We start from the raw sequence: 20,892 nt of genomic DNA on the forward strand, positions 1-20,892 counted from the left end.
GCGGTGATTCTGGCCGTTGTCAGTGGCGTGGTGTGCAATAGACGGCGTGGCAGCGCTCGACGAACCTCTGAAGAAAATCCTCGGTGGCACCACCGCGAAGGTGCTGGCCGAGCATCTCGACCTGCATACGGTCGGCGACCTGTTGCACCACTATCCCCGGCGCTATGCCGAGCGCGGCGAGCTGACCCGCCTCGCCGACCTGCCGCTGGACGAACATGTCACGGTCGTCGCGCAGGTCGCGGACGCCCGCGTGCTGACATTCAACAGCGGCAGAGGACAGCGGCTGGAGGTGACGCTCACCGACGGCAGCGGCCGCCTCCAGCTGGTCTTCTTCGGCAAGGGCATCCATAAACCGCACAAGGACCTGCTGCCGGGCCGCCGCGCGATGTTCGCCGGCAAGGTCTCCGTCTTCAACCGCAAACTCCAGCTGGCCCACCCCGAATACGAACTCCTCGACCGGGACGCCGAGACCGGGGCCGTCGACGCCTTCGCCAATCAGCTGATGCCGATCTACCCGGCCTGCCAGCAGATGGCGTCCTGGAAGATCACCAAGGCGGTCGACGCGGTACTGCCCAGCGCGCCGGACGCCGTCGACCCGCTGCCGGAGGCGCTGCGCGAGGGCCGCAGCCTGGTCCCGCTCACCGAGGCGCTGCTGAAGATCCACCGGCCGGCCAGCAAGGCCGATATCGGCGCCGCGCGGGACCGGCTGAAGTGGGACGAGGCCTTCGTCCTCCAGGTCGCGCTCGCCCGGCGCCGTCTCGCCGAGACCCAACTCCCGGCCGTACCAAGGGCGTTGGTCAAGGGCGGCATCCTCGACGACTTCGACGCCAAGCTGCCCTTCTCCCTCACCGAGGGGCAGCACAAGGTCAGCCAGGAGATCTTCGACGACCTGGCGACGGAACACCCCATGCACCGCCTCCTCCAGGGCGAGGTCGGCTCCGGCAAGGCACAGCCGCTGGACGCGCTGGTGCTCACGCCGCGCGGATTCCGGCCCATGGGGGAGATGACGGTCGGCACCGAAGTGGTGGTGCCGAGCGGCGAGCTCGCCGTGGTGGACGGGGTCTTCCCGCAGGGGGAGCGGGAGGTGTGGCGGCTGGTCCTGTCGGACGGGAGCTCCGTCGAGTGCGATGACGAGCATCTGTGGATCGTCGGGACCCGCGGTGCGGGCGAGCGGGTGCTGACGACGCGCGAGCTCCGCGCCGATCTCCATGGTGCCGACGGCCGGCCCAAGTGGTCCATCGCGGCGGCCACGCCGGTGGACCTGGAGGGCGGTGAGCCCCGGCCGCTCGATCCGTATCTGGTGGGCAGGGCGCTGGGCGACGGCAGCGGCGGTTGCGCGGCGGACCGCGTGCCGGATGCGTATCGGAACGCCCCCCTCAAGGGGCGGCTCGCGGTGGTGCAGGGGTTGATGGACGCCGGGGGCGAGCCGGCAGGGGCCACCGCGGTGTACCGGGCGGCGGCCGCTCCGCTGGCCGCCGACCTCGCGTGGCTGGTGCGCTCCTTGGGGGGCCGTGCGCAATTGAACGCAGTACGGGACGGTGCGTATGACGTCTCCGTGGCGCTGCCGGATGCGTATCCGCCCTTCCGCAACCGGGCCCGCGAGCGTGCGGGGACGCGAGAGGCCGCTGCTCAGCCGGAGGGCAGCGACGGCTTCCGGCGCACCATCCAGGCCATCGAGTACATCGGCCGCAAGCCCGTCCAGTGCATCAGCGTCGCGCACCCCGGCCATGCCTATGTGACCGACCACTTCACGGTCACGCACAACACCATGGTCGCCCTGCGCGCCATGCTCGGGGTGGTGGACAGCGGCGGCCAGACCGCGATGCTGGCGCCGACCGAGGTCCTCGCCCAGCAGCATCACCGCTCGATCACCGAGATGATGGGTGAGCTGGCCGAGGGGGGCATGCTCGGCGGCGCCGACCACGGCACGAAGGTGGTGCTGCTGACCGGCTCCATGGGCGTCGCCGCCCGCCGCCAGGCGCTGCTCGACCTGGTCACCGGCGAGGCCGGCATCGTCATCGGCACGCACGCCCTGATCGAGGACAAGGTGCAGTTCCACGACCTCGGCCTCGTCGTCGTCGACGAACAGCACCGCTTCGGCGTCGAGCAGCGGGACGCACTGCGCGGCAAGGGCAAGCAACCGCCGCACCTCCTCGTGATGACCGCGACGCCCATTCCGCGCACGGTCGCGATGACCGTCTTCGGCGATCTGGAGACCTCCGTCCTGGACCAACTCCCCGCCGGGCGTTCGCCGATCGCCAGCCATGTGGTGCCCGCCAAGGACAAGCCGCACTTCATGGCGCGGGCCTGGGAACGAGTCCGCGAAGAGGTCGAGTCGGGGCATCAGGCCTACGTGGTGTGCCCCCGGATCGGCGATGACGCCGACGAGGCCGATGCGCCCAAGGGAGCCAAGAAGGGGGCGTCGGGCTCCAAGGGCGCGGCGGCCAAGGCGAGTTCCCCGGAGGACGTGGCGGAGAAGCGGCCACCGCTCGCGGTGCTCGACGTCGCCGAGCAGCTCACCAAGGGACCGCTCGAAGGCCTGCGGGTGGCGGTGCTGCACGGCCGGATGGCGCCGGACGACAAGGACGCGGTGATGCGCCGGTTCGCCGCCGGCGAGCTGGATGTCCTGGTCGCGACGACGGTCATCGAGGTCGGGGTGAACGTCCCGAACGCCACCGCCATGGTGATCATGGACGCGGACCGCTTCGGTGTCTCCCAGCTGCACCAGCTGCGCGGCCGGGTGGGCCGTGGTTCGGCGCCGGGCCTGTGTCTGCTGGTGAGCGAGATGCCCGAGGCCAGCCCGGCCCGCGCCCGGCTCGCCGCCGTGGCCGGCACCCTGGACGGCTTCGAACTCTCCCGTATCGACCTGGAGCAGCGGCGCGAGGGCGATGTCCTGGGGCAGGCGCAGTCCGGCGTCCGGTCGTCGCTGCGGATGCTCACGGTCATCGACGATGAGGAGGTGATCGCGGCCGCCCGCGAGGAGGCCACCGCGCTGGTCACCGCCGACCCCGAGCTGACCGGCTGCCCGGAGCTGCGGATCGCGCTCGCCGCCCTGCTGGACGACGAACGGGAGCGCTACTTGGACAAGGGGTGAGCAAGGCCGAGAAGAGCAGTAGGCGGAGACGGGCTGAGGCGCGGGCCGGCAGCCCCCGCCCGCCGCGTGAGATCGATCACCGCGCTCCCGCGGGATCCGGGCACTCCGCCGGGCGCTGACCCCGACCTGACGCAATATCGTGGGAGGGCGGAGCCCACCCGGCTCCCACCGCTCACCCACACCATCGACCCAGCACAACGTAAGGACGGGCCCATGACCCGCGTGATCGCCGGTACGGCCGGCGGCCGCCGCCTGGCCGTACCACCGGGAAACGGCACCCGCCCGACCTCCGACCGGGCCCGTGAGGGCCTGTTCTCCACCTGGGAATCGCTCGAAGGCACGCTGGCCGGCGCCCGGGTGCTCGACCTGTACGGCGGCTCCGGTGCCGTCGGCCTGGAGGCGCTCTCCCGGGGCGCCGCGCATGTCCTGCTCGTCGAGGCCGACGCCCGCGCCGCCCGCACCATCCGCGAGAACGTCCGCGCGGTGGGCCTGCCCGGCGCCGAGGTGCGGGTCGGCAAGGCCGAGCAGACCGCCGCGAGCCCGGTCCCGGGCGACCCGTACGACATCGTGTTCCTGGACCCGCCGTACGACATGACCGACCCGGATCTCCGCGAGATCCTGCTCACACTCCGTGGTCAGGGGTGGCTAGCGGACGAGGCACTCGTCACCGTGGAGCGCAGCACCAGAGGCGGCACGTTCCCATGGCCGGACGGTTTCGAAGCGATCAAGGCCCGTCGCTACGGCGAGGGGACGCTTTGGTACGGTCGCGCCGCTTCGACGTCCGCCGAATCGACGTCAGCAAGCGTGTCATGACCGGATCGGAGAGCGAGGAACCGAAGTTGCGCCGCGCCGTCTGTCCGGGGTCGTTCGACCCCATCACCAATGGGCACCTGGACATCATCGCCCGTGCCTCCAAGCTGTACGACGTGGTCCATGTCGCCGTGATGATCAACCAGTCCAAGCAGGGGCTGTTCACGGTCGACGAGCGGATCGACCTGATCCGCCGGGCCACCGCCGAGTACGGCAACGTGGAGGTCGAGTCCTTCCACGGCCTGCTCGTCGACTTCTGCAAGCAGCGCGACATCCCCGCGATCGTCAAGGGACTGCGTGCCGTCAGCGACTTCGACTACGAGCTGCAGATGGCCCAGATGAACAACGGGCTGTCCGGAGTGGAGACCCTCTTCGTCCCCACCAACCCCACCTACAGCTTCCTGTCCTCCAGCCTCGTCAAGGAGGTCGCGGCCTGGGGCGGCGATGTCGCCCATCTGGTCCCGTCGTTCGTCCTCGAAGCCCTGACCGAGCGCCTCAAGAAGACGCAGTGACACGGCGCGTGAGGCGCTGATCCCGATGCCGGACTGACGGGGCGTCAGGCAGGTGTCGGGCCGGGGGCCCGTGGCCGTACAGTCGTCCCGTTCCGTCGTTCCTTCCCTTCAGAGAGTGGCGAGTCCAAGGTGGACGTGCAGAAGAAGCTCGACGACATCGTCGAGACCGTCGGCAGCGCCCGGTCCATGCCCATGTCGGCCTCCTGTGTGGTCAACCGCGCCGAGCTGCTGGCCATGCTGGAAGAGGTGCGCGCGGCGCTGCCCGGCTCCCTCGCGCAGGCGCAGGAGCTGCTCGGCGGGCGGCAGCAGATGGTCGAGGAGGCCCGTGCCGAGGCGGAGCGGATCATCGAGTCCGCGCACGCCCATCGCGGTTCGCTGATCTCCGACACCGAGGTCGCCCGGCAGTCCCAGGACGAGGCGGACCGGATCCTCGCGGAGGCCCGCCGGGAGGCGGAGGAGATCCGCGCCGAGGCGGACGACTACGTGGACAGCAAGCTCGCCAACTTCGAGGTCGTCCTCACCAAGACCATCGGATCCGTCGACCGCGGCCGCGAGAAGCTGCTCGGCCAGGGGCCCGGACTCGACGAGCATGGCCACGTGGACGCCGAGGCCCCGGAGCGCAGCGCCGACCCGGAGACCCTCAAGCAGCGCGCCGACGGGTATGTGGACGCCAAGTTCGGCGCCTTCCAGGCCGTGTTGACCAAGACGCTCGAAGCGGTCGGCCGGGGTCGCGACAAGCTCCAGGGCGCGCGGGCGGTCGACGAGCTCGGTGCCCACCTGGCGGCGCAGGGCGACCCCCAGTCCGGGCAGCCGCAGGCCGACGCCGAATATCTGGCCGGGCTTGCGGGCATCGGCACTGACCAGGACTCGCAGGCGCCCCAGATGCCCCAGGTGCAGCCCCAGCCCCAGGAGCACCAGCAGTACCAGGACGACCAGCAGCTTCAGCCTCAGACCCAGCTCCAGGCCCAGCAGGTCTACTACCAGGACCCGGCCGCCTACCAGCAGCAGGACGTCTACGGCTATCAGCAGCCCCAGCAGGCGCAGCAGGACCCGTATCTCCAGCAGCAGGATCCGTACGGCTACGGCTGGCAGCAGCAGCCCCAGCAGCAGGGCTACGACCCCAACGCCGGCTATCTCCCGCAGCAGCCTGCCCAGGCACCCCAGCAGCCCCAGCAGGCTCCACAAGGCCACGGTGCCCAGCCCGGCGCGCTCGACGAGACCAGCCTCTTCGACACCAGCATGATCAACCTGGACCAGCTCCGGCAGTACGAAGAGGGCCGCCAGTAAGCAGGCCGCCGGGAGCGGATTGGGCCTATCGGGACCCTTCCAGTATCCTGACTGTTCGGTCGTGTGCACGTCCGCGATCTCTGCTGCCCACTCACCTCCCGGTGCCGGGCAGCTCGCAAACCAGCAGTACAGAAAGCAGGAAGCCATCAACGCCCGCCTCGACCACCGTTCCCCGCTCGTGTTCGATACACGCGAGCTGGGTCGTCGTCCCGGTGCGCTCAAGCGGCTCTCCCGCGCTGCCGAGGCCCCCCGGGATCTCGGCAACGAGGTCATCGCAGTGCCCGAGGGCACGTCGATCGAGCTCACCCTCCGCCTGGAATCGGTCATGGACGGGGTGCTTGTCACAGGCACCGCCCGTGCAACCGTGAAGGGGGAGTGCGTAAGGTGTCTGGAGCCGCTGGAGCGAGAGCTCGACGCGGACTTCCAGGAGCTGTTCGCCTACCCCGACGCCGACGCCCGGACCCGCCCCGCGGAATCCGACGACGACGCCGAGGATGAGGAGGACACCCTCTTCATCGAGGACGATCTGTTCGACCTCGAACCCGTGCTGCGGGACACGGTGGTGCTTGCACTGCCGCTGCAGCCGGTGTGCCAGGACGACTGCCCGGGTCTGTGCTCCGATTGCGGAGTGCGGCTCGCGGACGACCCGGACCACCACCACGACGCCGTCGACATCCGTTGGGCGGCACTGCAGGGACTCGCCGGGACCAACCAGGACGGCGAGAAGGACAACATGGGCGGCGCCGAAGTGGGCGTCGACGAGAAGCAGGAGAAGTAGCCGTGGCTGTTCCGAAGCGGAAGATGTCGCGCAGCAACACGCGCCACCGCCGGTCGCAGTGGAAGGCTGCGGTCCCCACCCTGGTGGCGTGCGAGCGCTGCCACGAGCCGAAGCAGCAGCACATCGCGTGCTCCGCTTGCGGCACCTACAACAAGCGCCAGGTCCTCGAGGTCTGAGCGGCTGGTGACAGGCACCGTGTCTAGCCCTAAGAAGGCGGAAGACGCCAATTCTTCTTCGCGCAAGCGCGCGGATGAACCGACTCCGGCGGACACAGCCTCGTCCCACACGCTTCTGGAAGGGCGGCTCGGGTACAAACTCGAGTCCGCCCTTCTGGTGCGTGCGCTGACGCATCGCTCGTACGCATACGAGAACGGCGGCCTGCCCACCAACGAGCGGCTCGAATTCCTCGGGGATTCGGTGCTCGGCCTGGTGGTCACGGACACGCTGTACCGCGTCCACCCCGACCTGCCGGAAGGCCAGCTGGCCAAACTGCGGGCCGCGGTGGTCAACTCGCGTGCGCTTGCCGAGGTGGGCCGCGGCCTCGACCTCGGCGCCTTCATCCGCCTCGGCAGGGGCGAAGAGGGCACGGGCGGCCGGGACAAGGCATCGATCCTCGCCGACACCCTTGAAGCGGTGATCGGCGCGGTCTATCTCGACCAGGGCCTCGACGCGGCCGGCGAGCTGGTACACCGGCTCTTCGACCCGCTCATCGAGAAGTCCTCCAGCCTGGGCGCGGGCCTGGACTGGAAGACGAGCCTCCAGGAGCTCACCGCGACCGAAGGTCTCGGAGTCCCGGAGTACCTGGTCAGCGAGACCGGCCCCGACCACGAGAAGACCTTTACTGCTGCTGCCCGCGTCGGTGGTGTCTCGTACGGCACCGGCACCGGCCGCAGCAAGAAGGAAGCCGAGCAGCAGGCGGCGGAGTCCGCGTGGCGTGCGATTCGCGCCGCGGCGGACGAGGCGGCCAAGGCCAAGGAGGCGGCTTCCGGCGACACCGTGTCGCCGGCGACCGAGGACTCGGCTCCGGCTTCCGGCGACACCACGTCGTCGGCACACTGAATCACCCCTTCTGACCCTGTCCGGACGGCCCCGCGGCCGTCCGGACAGGGTCAGAAGCCTTTCCGGTCCCGAGTCCGGGGCCGGTTCCCCCGTTCTCTACGTTCCGAGGAGCCGTCGTGCCCGAGCTGCCCGAGGTCGAGGTCGTACGCCGCGGCCTCACGCGGTGGGTCAGCGGCCGCACCGTCGACACGGTCGAGGTGCTGCACCCGCGTGCGATCCGCCGGCACGCCGCCGGCGCCGCCGATTTCGCGGCCCGGCTCAAGGGACTGCGGATGGGCACGGCCCGCCGCCGCGGCAAATACCTCTGGCTCCCGGTGACCGGCGGCGGCCCGGCCGCGCAGACCGCCGCGGAGGGCATCCCGCCGGTGATCACGCCCTCCGTCACCCACGGCCTGGCGATCCTCGCCCACCTCGGCATGAGCGGCCAGCTGCTGGTCCAGCCGCAGGACGCCCCCGACGAGAAGCATCTGCGGATCCGGATCCGGTTCGCCGACGCGCTCGACACCGAGCTCCGCTTCGTCGACCAGCGCACCTTCGGCGGTCTCTCCGTGCACGACACCGTCCCCGGCGACGCCGACCAGCTGCCGGACGTGATCGCGCACATCGCCCGCGACCCGCTCGACCCGGCCTTCGACGACGCCGCCTTCCACGACGCGCTGCGCCGCCGCCGGACCACCATCAAGCGGGCGCTGCTCGACCAGTCGCTGATCAGCGGCGTCGGCAACATCTACGCCGACGAGGCGCTGTGGCGCAGCAAGCTCCATTACGACCGGCCGACCGCCGCTTTCACCCGGCCTCGCACCGCCGAGCTGCTCGGCCACGTGCGGGACGTGATGAACGCCGCGCTGGCCGTCGGCGGCACCAGCTTCGACAGCCTCTACGTCAACGTCAACGGCGAATCCGGCTACTTCGAGCGCTCCTTGGACGCCTACGGGCGGGAGGACGAGCCCTGCCGCCGCTGCGGCACCCCGATCCGGCGCCGCCCCTGGATGAACCGCTCCAGCTACTTCTGCCCGCGCTGCCAGCGCCCGCCACGGCCGGCCCGGACCGGCTGAGCCCGGTGGCCGGGCGGTCCTAGAACAGGCCGGGCCACCAGACGGAGTCCCGGGAGTCGGCGCGCACCCCGTAGGCCTTGGCCAGGATCCGCTCGTCCAGGGCTCGCACACGGACGCGCAGCTCGCGGGCCGACTTCTTGGGCAGCCGGCGCAGGACGGTTTCGAGGACATCCCGGAAATAGCCGGGGTCGCAGCAGCAGGCGGGGGTCCCGCAGCAGCCGCCTCCCTCGCGGTTGGCGAAGTCTGCGAGCGGGCTGCGCGCGAGGGCCGACCAGTGCCAGAAGGCTTCAGCCGTCGCTCCCGGCTCCGGCCGGGCGCGCTCCAGCCTGCGGATATCCGCCACACAGGCGCCGGAGAGGCCGTCGATCACGGGCCATCGCCGCCGCTGCCAACTGCTGATACGCAAGGGAATGTCACCGCGCACGGCGGCGGGGCGCCTACGCGGCACGGCCCTTTCGGTACGGAATCATGGTGGGAAGGTAGCAGGGTGAGCGGCGTGCCCCCAGGTAATTACGGCGTCGCCGGGCCAATCTGCGCGGCCCGCCACGAGGCGCTGCGGGTGCCCGAACGTAGCAGTCGGATAACTCCTGCACTCCGCGGATGTACCGGGGCGGACGGCGCCGGGTAAGTTCAGCGCTCATGACAGAGGACGCCGAGAGAATCGACCGGCAGCAGCTCATGGAGGAGACGCTTCAGGACTTCGGGTCGCGCAGCGACGAACAGCTGGACTGGATCCTCGGGATCGTCAGGCATCGCCTCGCCGCTGCTCGCCGGATGGGCGTGGCCGTACCCGAAGACCTGGCCGGCAGAGTCTCCCGGCTCTCCGCGAAGCGCGGCTGGCCGGTCGACCTGCCGCAGCCCTGAGATGCGGAAGCACGGGATGACCAAGCTGACGCCTGCGCTCTTACCCGCCGGGACGGCCGTTTGAGGGGACGCTCCGGCCGGTCGGCTGAGGCAGCCGGCCGTGGTGAAGGTACCCGGTTCAGAAGCCGAAGTCCTGAGTCCACCACGGGCCGCCCGGGCCGAAGTGGACGCCGACGCCGAGGGTCTTGTAGTCGCAGTTGAGGATGTTGGCGCGGTGGCCGGGGCTGTTCATCCAGGAATCCATCACGGACTGGGCGTTGGCCTGGCCGCGGGCGATGTTCTCGCCGCCCAGGTCGGTGATGCCCATCTCGCGGGCGCGGTCCCAGGGCGTGTCGCCGTCCGGGTCGGTGTGGTCGAAGAAGTCACGCGCGGCCATGTCGTCGCTGAACCGCTGTGCCAGCTCGGCCAGTTCCTTGTCCGCGGTCACCGGGGAGCAGCCGGCCTGGGCGCGCTCCTGGTTGACGAGGGACAGCACCTGGGACTCGGCGGACGACCCGGCGTCCGGGGTCTTCGACGGGGTCGCCGAGGGCTTCGGCGTCGCGGCGGCTGTCCGGCCGCTGCTCTTCGTCGGCGTGGGCGAACCGGACTTTTCGGTGGGGGAATTGGTCGGCCGGTGCGGGGAGGGCGAGGTCGAGGGGGCCGCGGCGGAGGAGGGGCGGTCGGTGTCTGGGGCCTTCGGCCGTGCGGCGCCGCGGCTCGCCGTCTCGGCGCCGCGGTCCACCGGCGTCGTCGACTCGCCGCCCTGCGGCGACGCGTCCGGCAGCGCATTGGCACGCAGCCGGTCGCTGCGGTCGCCGTTCCCGCCCACCTCGAACTGGCCGTTGCCCGGGATCAGTCCGGACGCGACCGCGACCGCGCCCATCGCCACGGCTGCGGAGGCGCCGAGCAGTCCGGTACGGACCGGCGCCATCCGGCGGCCGCGCGCCGCGCGATGGGTGCCGTGCCGAGCCGGGGCATGTGCGACGGACGAGTCCGGCGGTGCCGCGTCAACAGGCGGAGCCCCCAAGGGTGCGGGTGCTTGGGGAGCAGAGCGTCGATGGCGGCCCATCCGCTGTCTTCCTTCCCCCGGTGCAAGCACCGGCTCCACTGGAGCGGCTACCGCCGCATAGCCTTCTGGCGTCAACCTAATTCACCCGAAAGAGTGAGTCTCGATGTCGGGGGACTGTACGCCATGGCGTGCGGGGCCGAGGTGTCTGCCGGGCAATTGGCCGGTTAGCGTGCACACATGAACGAAGATGTCCGAGTGACCGCGTGGGTGCGCGGTCGGGTCCAAGGCGTCGGATTCCGCTGGTTCACCCGCGCCAATGCCCTGCGTATCGGTGAACTCGCCGGATTCGCGGTCAATCTCGGCGACGGCCGCGTCCAAGTGGTCGCCGAGGGACCGAAGGACCGCTGCGAGCAGCTGCTGGAATGGCTGCGTACGGGAGACACGCCCGGCCGGGTCGATGGAGTAACTGAGATCTGGGACACCCCGCGCGGGGGATATGACGGCTTCGAGATCCGGTGAGAAGGCCCCGCGAAACCGGCCGTACGGCCGTCAAAAACGATCTCGGGGGTATGCCTTTGTCACCTGCTTACAGGAGATAAGCCCTGGTGGTTGCCAACTCGGCCGACCCGTGCAAGGCTGCCGCTGTACGGATGATCTCCACGCCCCGCGGGACCTTTCTGGGGAGTCGGCGCAGCGCCCTCGCGGCCGCGCGCTCCCAGGCGCCCAAGGATACGGGGTGTGATCGTGTTGACCCTCAAACCGTTTGGTGAGACTCTGGAATCCCCGCGCACCTTAGCTGTTTGGCATTGAAGACACCAGTAATGACAAGCACCGCGGGTGCGAATCCCTCACGACCCACACCGCTTCGGTCGGTCACTCAGTGTGGAGGACCATCCATCATGGCAAAGGCGCTTCTCGGTTACGTCGGCGGCTCCGACCCCCGAGTCCTCTCCGAGATGCGACGGCTTCAGCAGCGCGTCCAAGACCTTGAATCCGAGCTTATCCGGATGCAGGCCGAAAACGACATGCTGTCCGCTGCCGCACGTCACGACGACTCGATGCTCGACATCGACGTACCCCAGGCGGAGCCTGCGCTCACCTGACCCCCAGGGGCCGGTCGGGCTGCTCGCCAGCCGCTTGAGGCACCGCCCTCAAGATCTGCAGCTCTCGTCAAGATCTGCAAGGGACGCTTCGGCGTCCCTTCGTCGTTTCCCGGTCCCGTCGCTTTCCGGTCTCTCCCCGCCGTCGCGATTCCTGCTCGAATTTCCGCGCGGCCTCTGCGGAGCAGGCGCCTCCCTTACCGCTTGATGTGCCCTGCCCCTTCCCCGGTGAAACCGAAAATGAACGGCGCGGCATACCCGGCCCCCGTACGGGCCGGGAACGGGCGGCGGAATGTTGGAGCCGCCCGCCGACCAGTGGCCGGTAGAGTCCGACGGCGTGCACCTCAAGAGTCTGACCCTGCGAGGCTTCAAGTCCTTCGCCTCCGCCACGACGCTCCGCTTCGAGCCCGGTATCACCTGCGTCGTGGGCCCCAACGGTTCCGGCAAGTCGAATGTCGTGGACGCGTTGTCCTGGGTCATGGGCGAGCAGGGGGCCAAGTCGCTGCGCGGCGGCAAGATGGAGGACGTCATCTTCGCCGGGACGACCGGCCGGCTGCCGCTGGGCCGGGCCGAGGTCTCCCTCACCATCGACAACTCCGACGGCGCACTGCCCATCTCGTACGCCGAAGTCACCATTACCCGGATCATGTTCCGTAATGGCGGCAGTGAATACCAGATCAATGGCGATACGTGCCGCCTGCTGGATATCCAGGAATTGCTTTCCGACTCCGGTATCGGGCGCGAGATGCATGTCATCGTCGGGCAGGGGCAGCTCGACTCCGTACTGCACGCCGATCCGATGGGACGCCGGGCGTTCATCGAGGAGGCGGCCGGCGTCCTCAAACACCGCAAGCGCAAGGAGAAGGCGCTGCGGAAGCTGGACGCGATGCAGGCCAATCTCGCCCGCGTGCAGGATCTGACCGACGAGCTGCGCCGGCAGCTGAAGCCGCTGGGGCGGCAGGCCGCGGTCGCCCGGCGGGCCGCCGTCATCCAGGCGGATCTGCGCGATGCCCGGCTGCGGCTGCTCGCCGACGATCTCGTCACCCTGCGGGAGGCGCTGCGCGCCGAGATCGCGGACGAGGCGGCGCTCAAGGAACGCAAGGAGACCGCGGAGGCGCAGCTGCGCGCCGCCCAGCAGCGCGAGGCGGTGCTGGAGGAGGAGGTCCGCACGCTGACGCCGCGGGTGCAGCGTGCCCAGCAGACCTGGTACGAGCTGTCGCAGCTCGCGGAGCGGGTGCGCGGCACGATCTCGCTGGCCGAGGCGCGCGTCAAGAGCGCCTCGGCGGCCCCGCCGGACGAGCGGCAGGGGCGCGACCCCGAGGACATGGAGCGCGAGGCGGCCCGGATCCGGGAGCAGGAGGCGGAGTTGGCGGCCGCCTTGGAGGCGGCGAGCCGGGCGCTGGAGGACACCGTCGAGCACCGGGCCGGACTGGAGCGGCAGTTGGCGGAGGAGGAGCGGCGGCTGCGGGACGTGGCCCGCGCCATCGCCGACCGGCGTGAGGGGCTGGCCCGGCTGAACGGGCAGGTCACCGCGGCCCGCGGCCGGGCCGCCTCGGCACAGGCGGAGATCGGCCGGCTCGCCGAGGCCCGGGACGGCGCCCGGCAGCGGGCGGCCGCGGCCCAGGAGGCGTATGAGCAGCTCAAGGCCGAGGTCGACGGGCTGGACGCGGACGACGAGGAGCTCACCGGCCGGCACGACGCGGCCCGGCGGGAGCTGGCGGAGGCAGAGGCCGCGCTGACCGCCGCGCGCGAGGCGCTGACCGCGGCGGAGCGCAAGCGCGCCGCGATCTCCGCCCGCCACGACGCGCTGGCGCTCGGGCTGCGCCGTAAGGACGGCTCCGGAGCGCTGCTGGCCGCCGCGGACCAGCTCACCGGCCTGCTCGGCCCGGCGGCGGAGCTGCTGACCGTCACGCCCGGCTTCGAGATCCCCGTCGCGGCGGCGCTCGGCGCGGCCGCGGACGCCATCGCGGTCACCGACCCGGCCACCGCCGCCGACGCCATCCGCCTGCTGCGGAAGCAGGACGGCGGGCGGGCGGCGATGGTGCTGGGGGCGGTGCCGACCGCCGGCGCCGTTGCGGTTCCTGAGGCGGCTGGGCTGGTAGGGGTCGTCGGGGCTGCCGTGGACGGTGAGCAGGGGGAACTGAGTGAGCCGGTGGGGCACGTCGGCGGCCCCACGGGTTCCGTCGGCGCGGAGCAGGTGCCCCGGGTGCCGGGCCCGGCCGGGGAATCCGAGGTGGCGGCGCGGGCCGGGGCGGGTCCGGAGCGGCCGGTGATCGGAGCGCAGTCGCCGAGGGGGGACGGCGCGCGCCAGGACGCCGACGCGGCTGACGCGCGCGCCCATGCGTCGGGTGACGACGGCGCCGGTGTCCCCTCGCCGTCCGCGCACCGTGTGCCCGGTCCCCGTTCCGCGCCCCTGCGGGCCGCTGAACTGGTGCGCGGGCCGAAGGAGTTGATGGCCGCGGTGGCCCGGCTGCTGCGGGATGTGGTCGTGGTCGGGACGCTGGAGGACGCCGAGGACCTGGTGGCCGCGCGGCCGGAGCTGATGGCCGTGACCGGTGAGGGCGATCTGCTTGGGGCGCACTTCGCGCACGGTGGGTCGGCTGGTGCGCCGAGTCTGCTGGAGGTGCAGGCGTCCGTCGACGAGGCGGCCGCGGAGCTGGAGGAGCTGGCGGGGCGCTGCGAGGAGCTGGCCGAGGCGCAGCGGGCCGCGGCGGAGCGGCGTACGGAGTGTGCCGCGCTGGTCGAGGAGTTGGGCGAGCGGCGGCGCGCGGCCGACCGGGAGAAGTCCAAGGTCGCCGGGGACCTGGGGCGGCTCGGCGGGCAGGCGCGGGCGGCGGCGGGCGAGGCGGAACGTTCCGGTGCGGCGGCCGCCAAGGCCGAGGAGGCGCTGCTGCGTGCCTCAGAGGAGGCCGAGGAGCTGGCCGAACGGCTCGCGGTGGCCGAGGAGGACCCGGGCGTCGGCGACGAGGAGCCCGATACGTCCGTACGGGACCGGCTGGCCGCCGACGGAGCCAACGCACGGCAGACGGAGATGGAGGCCCGGCTCCAGGCGCGCACGCACGAGGAGCGGGTGAAGGCGCTCGCCGGGCGGGCGGATTCGCTGGACCGGGGGGCGCGCGCCGAGCGGGAGGCTCGGGCGCGGGCCGAGCGGCGGCGCGCCCGGCTGCGCCACGAAGCGGAGGTGGCCGGGGCGGTGGCCTCCGGCGCCCGCCAGCTGCTGGCGCATGTCGAGGTGTCGGTCGTACGGGCCGAGGAGGAGCGCGGCGCCGCCGAGCGGGCCAAGGCCGAGCGGGAAGCGGCGCTGGTCGCCGAGCGCGGCCAGGGCCGGGAGCTGAAGGCCGAGCTGGACAAGCTGACGGACTCGGTGCACCGGGGCGAGGTGCTGGGTGCGGAGAAGCGGCTGCGGATCGAGCAGCTGGAGACCAAGGCGCTGGAGGAGCTGGGGGTGGAGCCGGCCGGGCTGATCGCGGAGTACGGGCCCGATCAGCCCGTGCCGCCGTCGCCGCCGGCCGAGGGTGAGCAGCTGCCCGACGACCCGGACCACCCGCGCAACCAGCCGGTGGCCTATGTACGGGCCGATCAGGAGAAACGGCTGCGGGCCGCCGAGCGGGCGTACCAGCAGCTGGGCAAGGTGAACCCGCTCGCGCTGGAGGAATTCGCGGCGCTGGAGGAGCGCCACAAGTTCCTCAGCGAACAGCTTGAGGACCTCAAGAAGACCCGGGCCGACCTGCTTCAGGTGATCAAGGAGGTCGACGAGCGGGTGGAGCAGGTCTTCACCGAGGCGTACCACGACACCGCCCGGGAGTTCGAGGGCGTCTTCTCGCGGCTGTTCCCCGGGGGCGAGGGGCGGCTGATCCTGACCAATCCGGACGACATGCTGGCCACCGGCGTGGAGGTGGAGGCGCGCCCGCCGGGCAAGAAGGTCAAGCGGCTGTCGCTGCTGTCGGGTGGCGAGCGGTCGCTGACCGCCGTCGCGCTGCTGGTGTCGATCTTCAAGGCGCGGCCCAGCCCGTTCTATGTGATGGACGAGGTCGAGGCGGCGCTGGACGACACCAATCTGCAGCGGCTGATCCGGATCATGGAGGAGCTCCAGGAGAGCTCCCAGCTGATCGTGATCACCCACCAGAAGCGGACGATGGAGGTCGCGGACGCGCTCTACGGGGTGTCGATGCAGGGGGACGGCGTGTCGAAGGTCATCAGCCAGCGCCTGCACTGAACGGGCCCGTACGTACCACCGCGGTGCTCGTACATCCCCGTACATCCCTGTACATCCCGTTCCGATGCCGTACGGACCTTGTGCCGGCTCGCCCCTGTTCCGCACTACTCTCTTCACAACTTGAACGAAGTGCGCCCGAGGTCGCCGGGAAACGAATTCATCACGTCCTATTGACTTCGAAACTTGAAGGCATAGTCTCTGCAACGTTGCTTTTACCTTCAAGTGGTGGGTACCTCCAACCTATGCGCCACTGGAAGGGCCAGCCCCCGACGCCCGGCAGCGCAGCCGGGCCACTGGAGTTCACGTTGACCAGCACCGCGCCGCCGACGGTTCCGGAAGGCCGTAAGGCCCACCCGGACCACCTCGGCCATGTCATCTTCATCACCGCGGCTGCCGCGATGGGCGGCTTCCTCTTCGGCTACGACAGTTCCGTGATCAACGGCGCCGTCGAGGCGATCCGCGGCCGTTACGACGTCGGATCCGCCGTCCTGGCCCAGGTGATCGCCGTCGCGCTGATCGGCTGCGCCGTCGGTGCCGCGACCGCCGGCCGGATCGCGGACCGCATCGGCCGGATCCGCGTGATGCAGATCGCCGCGGTGCTGTTCACCATCAGCGCCGTCGGTTCCGCCGTGCCGTTCGCCCTGTGGGACCTCGCCTTCTGGCGGGTCATCGGCGGCTTCGCGATCGGTATGGCCTCGGTCATCGGCCCGGCCTACATCGCCGAGGTCTCGCCGCCGGCCTACCGCGGTCGGCTCGGCGCGTTCCAGCAGGCCGCGATCGTCGTCGGTATCGCCGTCTCCCAGCTCGTCAACTGGGGCATCCTCAACCTCGCCGGCGGCGACCAGCGCGGCACCGTCGCCGGCCTGGAGGCCTGGCAGTGGATGCTCGGCGTGATGGTCGTCCCGGCGGTCCTCTACGGTCTGCTGTCCTTCGCGATCCCCGAGTCGCCGCGCTACCTGATCTCCGTCGGCAAGGTCTCCCGCGCCAAGGAGGTGCTGGCCGAGGTCGAGGGCCACACCGTCGACCTCGACACCCGCGTGTCGGAGATCGAGGAGGCGATGCGCAGCGAGCACAAGTCGACGTTCAAGGACCTGCTCGGCAGCAAGATGGGCTTCCTGCCGATCGTGTGGGTCGGTATCGGGCTCTCCGTCTTCCAGCAGCTGGTCGGCATCAACGTTGCGTTCTACTACTCCTCGACGCTGTGGCAGTCCGTCGGCATCGACCCGAGCAGCTCGTTCTTCTACAGCTTCACCACGTCGATCATCAACATCATCGGCACCGTGATCGCGATGCTCCTCGTCGACCGGATCGGCCGCCGCCCGCTGGCGCTGGTCGGCTCGATCGGTATGGCCGCCTCCCTCGGCCTGGAGGCCTGGGCCTTCTCCGCCAAGACCGCGGCCGGCACCCTGCCGGCCACCGAAGGCACCGTGGCGCTGATCGCCGCACATGTCTTCGTGCTCTTCTTCGCCCTCTCCTGGGGCGTCGTGGTCTGGGTCTTCCTCGGCGAGATGTTCCCGAACCGGATCCGCGCCGCCGCGCTGGGCGTCGCCGCCTCCGCGCAGTGGGTCGCCAACTGGGCCATCACGGCCAGCTTCCCGAGCCTGGCCGACTGGAACCTGTCGGGCACCTACGTGATCTACATGATCTTCGCCCTGCTCTCGATCCCCTTCGTGCTGAAGTACGTGAAGGAGACGAAGGGCAAGGCGTTGGAGGAGATGGGCTAACCCCCCGCCAGCCTCTCTCCTCAGTACTGGCTGCTGCCCCGGCTCATCCCGAGCCGGGGCAGTGGTGTGTTACGGAACCTCCAGGACCGGGCCCACGGCGCCCAGCCGCCTCCGCGAGAGCGTCGCCGGTTCAGGTGCGAAGAGCGGGCAGCACCTGCTCCGCGAAGAGATGCAGCGAGCGCCAGCCCTCGTCAACAGGCATCCCGCCGCACAGCGGATGCAGGATCAACGAGCCCTGCGCGCCCGCCTCTTCAGCGATCTGTATGCATTCGTCCGGTGTGACGATGCGGTAGACGCCCTCCCGGCGCAGCGCCTCCGTGTCCGTCGCGGTGGAGCGCACCGCGGAGCGGATGTCGGCCGACTGCCAGGACGCGTAGGTACGGGCCTCGTGCAGCAGATGCGAGCCGTATACGGCCCAAGTGCGGTCCGGGTCCTCGGAGATGTGCAGCAGAGAGGTGCGTTCGGGCGGCAGTATCACCCGGCCTTCGGTGCCGAACTCGGCGCGCCGCTCGTAGTAATAGGCCTCCAGCTCCGGGAGGTGGGCGCTGGGGAAGAGGGGGAGTCCCAGGCGGGCGGCGCGCCGGGCCGCGGCCCGTGAGCTGCCGCCGATCAGCAGCAGCGGATGCGGCCGGGTGTACGGGCGCGGGGTGACGCGCACCGTACGTCCCTGGTAGTCGAACGGCTCGCCGGTCCAGGCGGACAGCAGCGTCTCCAGCACCTCGTCCTGGAGCGCGCCGCGCCGCTTCCAGTCCTTGCCGTGCGCCGCGTACTCCTCGGGCCGGTAGCCGATGCCGGCGACGGTGACGAGGCGGCCGCCGCTGAGGAGGTCGAGCGAGGCGATGTCCTCGGCCAGCCGCAGCGGGTCGTGCAGCGGGGTGATCAACGCGGAGACGGTGACGCCGATGCGCCGGGTGGCGCCGAAGACGGCGCCCGCGAAGACGAGCGGGGAGGGCATCCAGCCGTTGGTGGTGGCGTGGTGCTCCTCGGTCTGGATCATGGTGAGGCCGCGGTCGTCGGCGAAGGCCGCCATCTCGACGGCGGCCCGGTAGCGCGCGGACAGCGCGGCGGGGGCGGGGGAGGGATCGACGAGGTTGATGCGCAGGACCGTGACGGGCATAACCGAACATCCCCTTCGCCAGGACGGTGGCGAAGGGGACGTTAGCTGACGTTACGTCAGATCACTAGGGCTGCGGCGGACGGATCCGCCTGGCCGGCCCTGGCGCGGGGTTCAGCCGACCTCGGCCGGCTGCCGCTCCTCGTGGGCCGGTCCGGCCGTCGCCGGGGCGGTCTCCCTGGGGGCGGGCAGCGCCGCGAAGACCACCGCGGCGATCAGGATCGTGGCCGCCCAGCCGAGGCCGTTCTGGCCGATCCAGGTGGTGGACAGCGGGCCGGCGAACCACTGGACCTTGGTGAAGCAGAGGCCCGAGGCGAGCGCCACCGCCCAGGCCGTCATGGCCTGCCAGCAGAAGCCGCCGACGTACCAGTAGCGGCTGGTGCGGCCGGTGTTCATCAGGCTGTCGGCGTCATAGCGGACCGCCATCTTGCGCCGCCGCGCCATGTCGATGGCGTAGACGCCGATCCAGGCGGAGAAGGACACCGCGAGCAGCGTCAGGAACGCGATGAACTGACCGATGAAGTCCTTGGCCACCAGCATCATGAACAGACCGCCGACCAGGCTGATCACGGCGTTGACGCTGACCGCCAGGGCGCGCGGCAGCTTGACGCCCATGGTCTGGGCGGTGAAGCCCGCGGAGTACATCGACAGGCTGTTGATCAGCACCATTCCGACCAGCGCGGTGATCAGGTACGGCACCGCGAGCCAGCCCGGCAGGATGTTGCCGAGGAACGACATCGGGTCGGTGTTGCGGCCGGCCAGCTTCGGGTCGGAGACGGCCATCACGCCGCCCATCAGCACCATCGGGAGCAGCACCAGGGCCGCGCCGGAGACGGTGGTACCGACGATCTTCTTGCCGGAGGCGGAGTGCGGCAGATAGCGCGCGAAGTCGGGACCGGTCGGGACCCAGCTGATACCGCCGGCCGCGATCGTGCCGATGCCCGCGATCACCATCGCGGTGGTGCCCGCCTTCTTGGCGAAGACCGCTTCCCAGTCCATCGCGGCGATCAGATAGACCAGCACCATGATGCTGAACAGGCCGAAGAGGTACGTCGAGTACTTGTTGCAGATGTTCAGCGCCTTGCGGCCCAGGCCGCTCACCACGTACGTGACGGCCACGAAGGCGAGCAGCGTGACGACGACCAGGACGTTGTTGCTCTCGATGCCGAACAGCAGGTTCAGCACGGTCAGTACGGCGTACGCGCCGGTGACCGCGTTGATCGTCTCCCAGCCGAAGCGGGCGACCCACAGGATCGCGCCGGGGAAGTAGTTGCCGCGGACGCCGAAGGCGGCCCGGGAGAGCATCGCGCCGGGCGCTCCGCCCCACTTACCGGAGACCGACAGCACGCCGACCATGCCGAAGGCGATGGTGGCGGCGACCGCGGCCACCAGCAGGACCTGCCAGAAGTTCAGTCCGTTGTTGACGACGAGCGAGGCGCCCATGGTGAGCAGCAACACGCTGATGTTGGCGGCGACCCAGGTCGGGAAGAGCTCGCGGACGCGGCCCTGGCGCTCGTTGTCGGGCACGGGCTCGATGCCTCGTGTCTCGACGGCGCCTTCGGTTTCGGGAGCGGACGTGGTGCCCATGGTGCAGGTGTCTCCGTGCGCGGGGGTCTGGGAGGCACCTCCGGGGAGGAGGTGCAGGCAGCGGCTGTGGTGCCCGGCCAGTGGTTGCCAGGACTCTACGCGCGTTGCGTGGCTGTGGACCATCGTACTTTGATCCAACTTCTGCCCGTACCTCCCCTTGGATCGCCCGACGGGCAGAACCGTGGCCCGCCCTCGTCGGAGAGTCCAGCAGCGCCCCTCTGATCAGGCAGGGAAGGGGGCGGGCCGCCGCTGACCGACGCGGTGCTCGGCCCGTCGCAGCAGCTCCTCCGGGTCGCCGGCCGGCGGAGAGATCCACGTCTCGTTGATGGCCTGCTTCGGCTCCTCGTCAGGTGGGGTCCGCTGCGCTTTGCCTGGGCCGTCTTGGTTCCCGCCGTTTTTGGCTGTCCCGCCGTGGGGGTTGCTCGCCGTTGCGCCTGCGGCGGGCGTGGTTTTGTCGGGTGCGGTGGCAGCCCTCCGGACTCCGTCCTGCGGGCTGTCCCCTCCCGTGGGTGGGTGGAAAGGCTGAGTGGGGGCGGACGTTGAGTGTCCGGTTCCCTTTTGACTCGTCCACTGGGCGCGCGTGATCGCTTACGTGCACCCCCGCCGGTCTTTCCCACACTCAACGGGAGGGGCCGGACCGCAGGACGGAGTCCGGAGGTCCGGAACCGCACCCGACAGCCCCGCGCAGCGGCACCGCCCGCCGC

General features: G+C 70.7%; 17 protein-coding genes. 13 read left to right on the top strand and 4 right to left on the bottom strand.

The genetic code is table 11. The features are described 5' to 3' along the window. The first annotated feature begins 37 nt into the window (after positions 1 to 37). The 8 genes from AB0I10_RS22905 to mutM all read left to right on the top strand — a co-directional run bounded on the left by AB0I10_RS22905 (position 38) and on the right by mutM (position 8,595). Positions 38 to 3,094, top strand: coding sequence for a helicase-related protein (locus AB0I10_RS22905; protein WP_363154429.1), 3,057 nt, complete (start codon positions 38 to 40; stop codon positions 3,092 to 3,094). A 213-nt stretch (positions 3,095 to 3,307) separates the two neighbouring features. Beyond that, positions 3,308 to 3,907, top strand: a complete 600-nt coding sequence (gene rsmD, locus AB0I10_RS22910; RefSeq protein WP_363154413.1) for a 16S rRNA (guanine(966)-N(2))-methyltransferase RsmD — start codon at positions 3,308 to 3,310, stop codon at positions 3,905 to 3,907. A 26-nt stretch (positions 3,908 to 3,933) separates the two neighbouring features. Beyond that, on the top strand, positions 3,934 to 4,416 hold the full coding sequence (coaD, locus tag AB0I10_RS22915) for a pantetheine-phosphate adenylyltransferase (RefSeq protein WP_363154430.1): 483 nt from the start codon (positions 3,934 to 3,936) through the stop codon (positions 4,414 to 4,416). 129 nt (positions 4,417 to 4,545) lie between these two features. Next, positions 4,546 to 5,703 (top strand): ATP synthase F0 subunit B, encoded by a 1,158-nt coding sequence (locus tag AB0I10_RS22920; protein WP_363154414.1) that lies wholly within the window; start codon positions 4,546 to 4,548, stop codon positions 5,701 to 5,703. Between the two features lie 178 nt (positions 5,704 to 5,881). Further along, a complete protein-coding gene (locus AB0I10_RS22925; protein ID WP_363154416.1) occupies positions 5,882 to 6,481 on the top strand; it encodes a YceD family protein in 600 nt (199 codons plus the stop codon). A gap of 2 nt (positions 6,482 to 6,483) precedes the next feature. Beyond that, positions 6,484 to 6,657, top strand: coding sequence for a 50S ribosomal protein L32 (gene rpmF, locus AB0I10_RS22930; RefSeq protein ID WP_363154417.1), 174 nt, complete (start codon positions 6,484 to 6,486; stop codon positions 6,655 to 6,657). A 7-nt stretch (positions 6,658 to 6,664) separates the two neighbouring features. Continuing rightward, complete coding sequence (rnc, locus tag AB0I10_RS22935) at positions 6,665 to 7,540, top strand: ribonuclease III (protein WP_363154418.1); 876 nt, start codon at positions 6,665 to 6,667, stop codon at positions 7,538 to 7,540. A gap of 116 nt (positions 7,541 to 7,656) precedes the next feature. Further along, positions 7,657 to 8,595 (top strand): bifunctional DNA-formamidopyrimidine glycosylase/DNA-(apurinic or apyrimidinic site) lyase, encoded by a 939-nt coding sequence (mutM, locus tag AB0I10_RS22940; RefSeq protein WP_363154419.1) that lies wholly within the window; start codon positions 7,657 to 7,659, stop codon positions 8,593 to 8,595. A gap of 19 nt (positions 8,596 to 8,614) precedes the next feature. On the opposite strand, the gene AB0I10_RS22945 is transcribed toward mutM, so the two are convergent. Further along, positions 8,615 to 9,043: a hypothetical protein gene (locus tag AB0I10_RS22945; RefSeq protein WP_363154420.1), complete on the bottom strand. Its 429-nt coding sequence runs from the start codon at positions 9,041 to 9,043 to the stop codon at positions 8,615 to 8,617. A 191-nt stretch (positions 9,044 to 9,234) separates the two neighbouring features. Here AB0I10_RS22945 and AB0I10_RS22950 point away from each other — a divergent pair, with 191 nt between their 5' ends. Continuing rightward, positions 9,235 to 9,459 carry a hypothetical protein gene (locus tag AB0I10_RS22950; protein ID WP_363154421.1) on the top strand — a complete coding sequence of 75 codons (225 nt, stop codon included), beginning with the start codon at positions 9,235 to 9,237 and terminating at the stop codon, positions 9,457 to 9,459. A 118-nt stretch (positions 9,460 to 9,577) separates the two neighbouring features. Here AB0I10_RS22950 and AB0I10_RS22955 read toward each other — a convergent pair whose 3' ends face one another. Then, the gene (locus AB0I10_RS22955) at positions 9,578 to 10,369 is read right to left on the bottom strand and encodes a CAP domain-containing protein (RefSeq protein WP_363154422.1); all 792 of its coding nucleotides are present in this window, start codon (positions 10,367 to 10,369) and stop codon (positions 9,578 to 9,580) included. Between the two features lie 315 nt (positions 10,370 to 10,684). Here AB0I10_RS22955 and AB0I10_RS22960 point away from each other — a divergent pair, with 315 nt between their 5' ends. The 4 genes from AB0I10_RS22960 to AB0I10_RS22975 all read left to right on the top strand — a co-directional run bounded on the left by AB0I10_RS22960 (position 10,685) and on the right by AB0I10_RS22975 (position 17,487). Beyond that, entirely contained in the window at positions 10,685 to 10,966 is a 282-nt protein-coding gene (locus tag AB0I10_RS22960; protein ID WP_363154423.1) for an acylphosphatase, read from the top strand. Between the two features lie 380 nt (positions 10,967 to 11,346). After that, positions 11,347 to 11,550, top strand: a complete 204-nt coding sequence (locus tag AB0I10_RS22965; RefSeq protein ID WP_046925798.1) for a hypothetical protein — start codon at positions 11,347 to 11,349, stop codon at positions 11,548 to 11,550. A 334-nt stretch (positions 11,551 to 11,884) separates the two neighbouring features. After that, a complete protein-coding gene (locus AB0I10_RS22970) occupies positions 11,885 to 15,763 on the top strand; it encodes an AAA family ATPase (RefSeq protein ID WP_363154431.1) in 3,879 nt (1,292 codons plus the stop codon). Between the two features lie 305 nt (positions 15,764 to 16,068). Next, a complete protein-coding gene (locus tag AB0I10_RS22975) occupies positions 16,069 to 17,487 on the top strand; it encodes a sugar porter family MFS transporter (protein WP_363154425.1) in 1,419 nt (472 codons plus the stop codon). A 130-nt stretch (positions 17,488 to 17,617) separates the two neighbouring features. Here AB0I10_RS22975 and AB0I10_RS22980 read toward each other — a convergent pair whose 3' ends face one another. Together AB0I10_RS22980 and AB0I10_RS22985 are read right to left on the bottom strand one after the other, a co-directional pair. Then, on the bottom strand, positions 17,618 to 18,604 hold the full coding sequence (locus AB0I10_RS22980) for an LLM class flavin-dependent oxidoreductase (protein ID WP_363154426.1): 987 nt from the start codon (positions 18,602 to 18,604) through the stop codon (positions 17,618 to 17,620). A gap of 111 nt (positions 18,605 to 18,715) precedes the next feature. After that, on the bottom strand, positions 18,716 to 20,188 hold the full coding sequence (locus AB0I10_RS22985) for a cytosine permease (RefSeq protein ID WP_363154427.1): 1,473 nt from the start codon (positions 20,186 to 20,188) through the stop codon (positions 18,716 to 18,718). Positions 20,189 to 20,892: the final 704 nt, after the last annotated feature.

Source organism: Streptomyces sp. NPDC050636 (genome assembly GCF_040654775.1).
Classification (GTDB): domain Bacteria; phylum Actinomycetota; class Actinomycetes; order Streptomycetales; family Streptomycetaceae; genus Streptomyces.

Coding starts and splice junctions, on each gene's coding strand:
- rsmD (WP_363154413.1), top strand. CDS start 3,308: ATGACCCGCGTGATCGCCGGTACGGCCGGCGGCCGCCGCCTGGCCGTA.
- AB0I10_RS22950 (WP_363154421.1), top strand. CDS start 9,235: ATGACAGAGGACGCCGAGAGAATCGACCGGCAGCAGCTCATGGAGGAG.
- AB0I10_RS22955 (WP_363154422.1), bottom strand. CDS start 10,369: ATGGCGCCGGTCCGTACCGGACTGCTCGGCGCCTCCGCAGCCGTGGCG.
- AB0I10_RS22960 (WP_363154423.1), top strand. CDS start 10,685: ATGAACGAAGATGTCCGAGTGACCGCGTGGGTGCGCGGTCGGGTCCAA.
- AB0I10_RS22965 (WP_046925798.1), top strand. CDS start 11,347: ATGGCAAAGGCGCTTCTCGGTTACGTCGGCGGCTCCGACCCCCGAGTC.
- AB0I10_RS22980 (WP_363154426.1), bottom strand. CDS start 18,604: ATGCCCGTCACGGTCCTGCGCATCAACCTCGTCGATCCCTCCCCCGCC.
- AB0I10_RS22985 (WP_363154427.1), bottom strand. CDS start 20,188: ATGGGCACCACGTCCGCTCCCGAAACCGAAGGCGCCGTCGAGACACGA.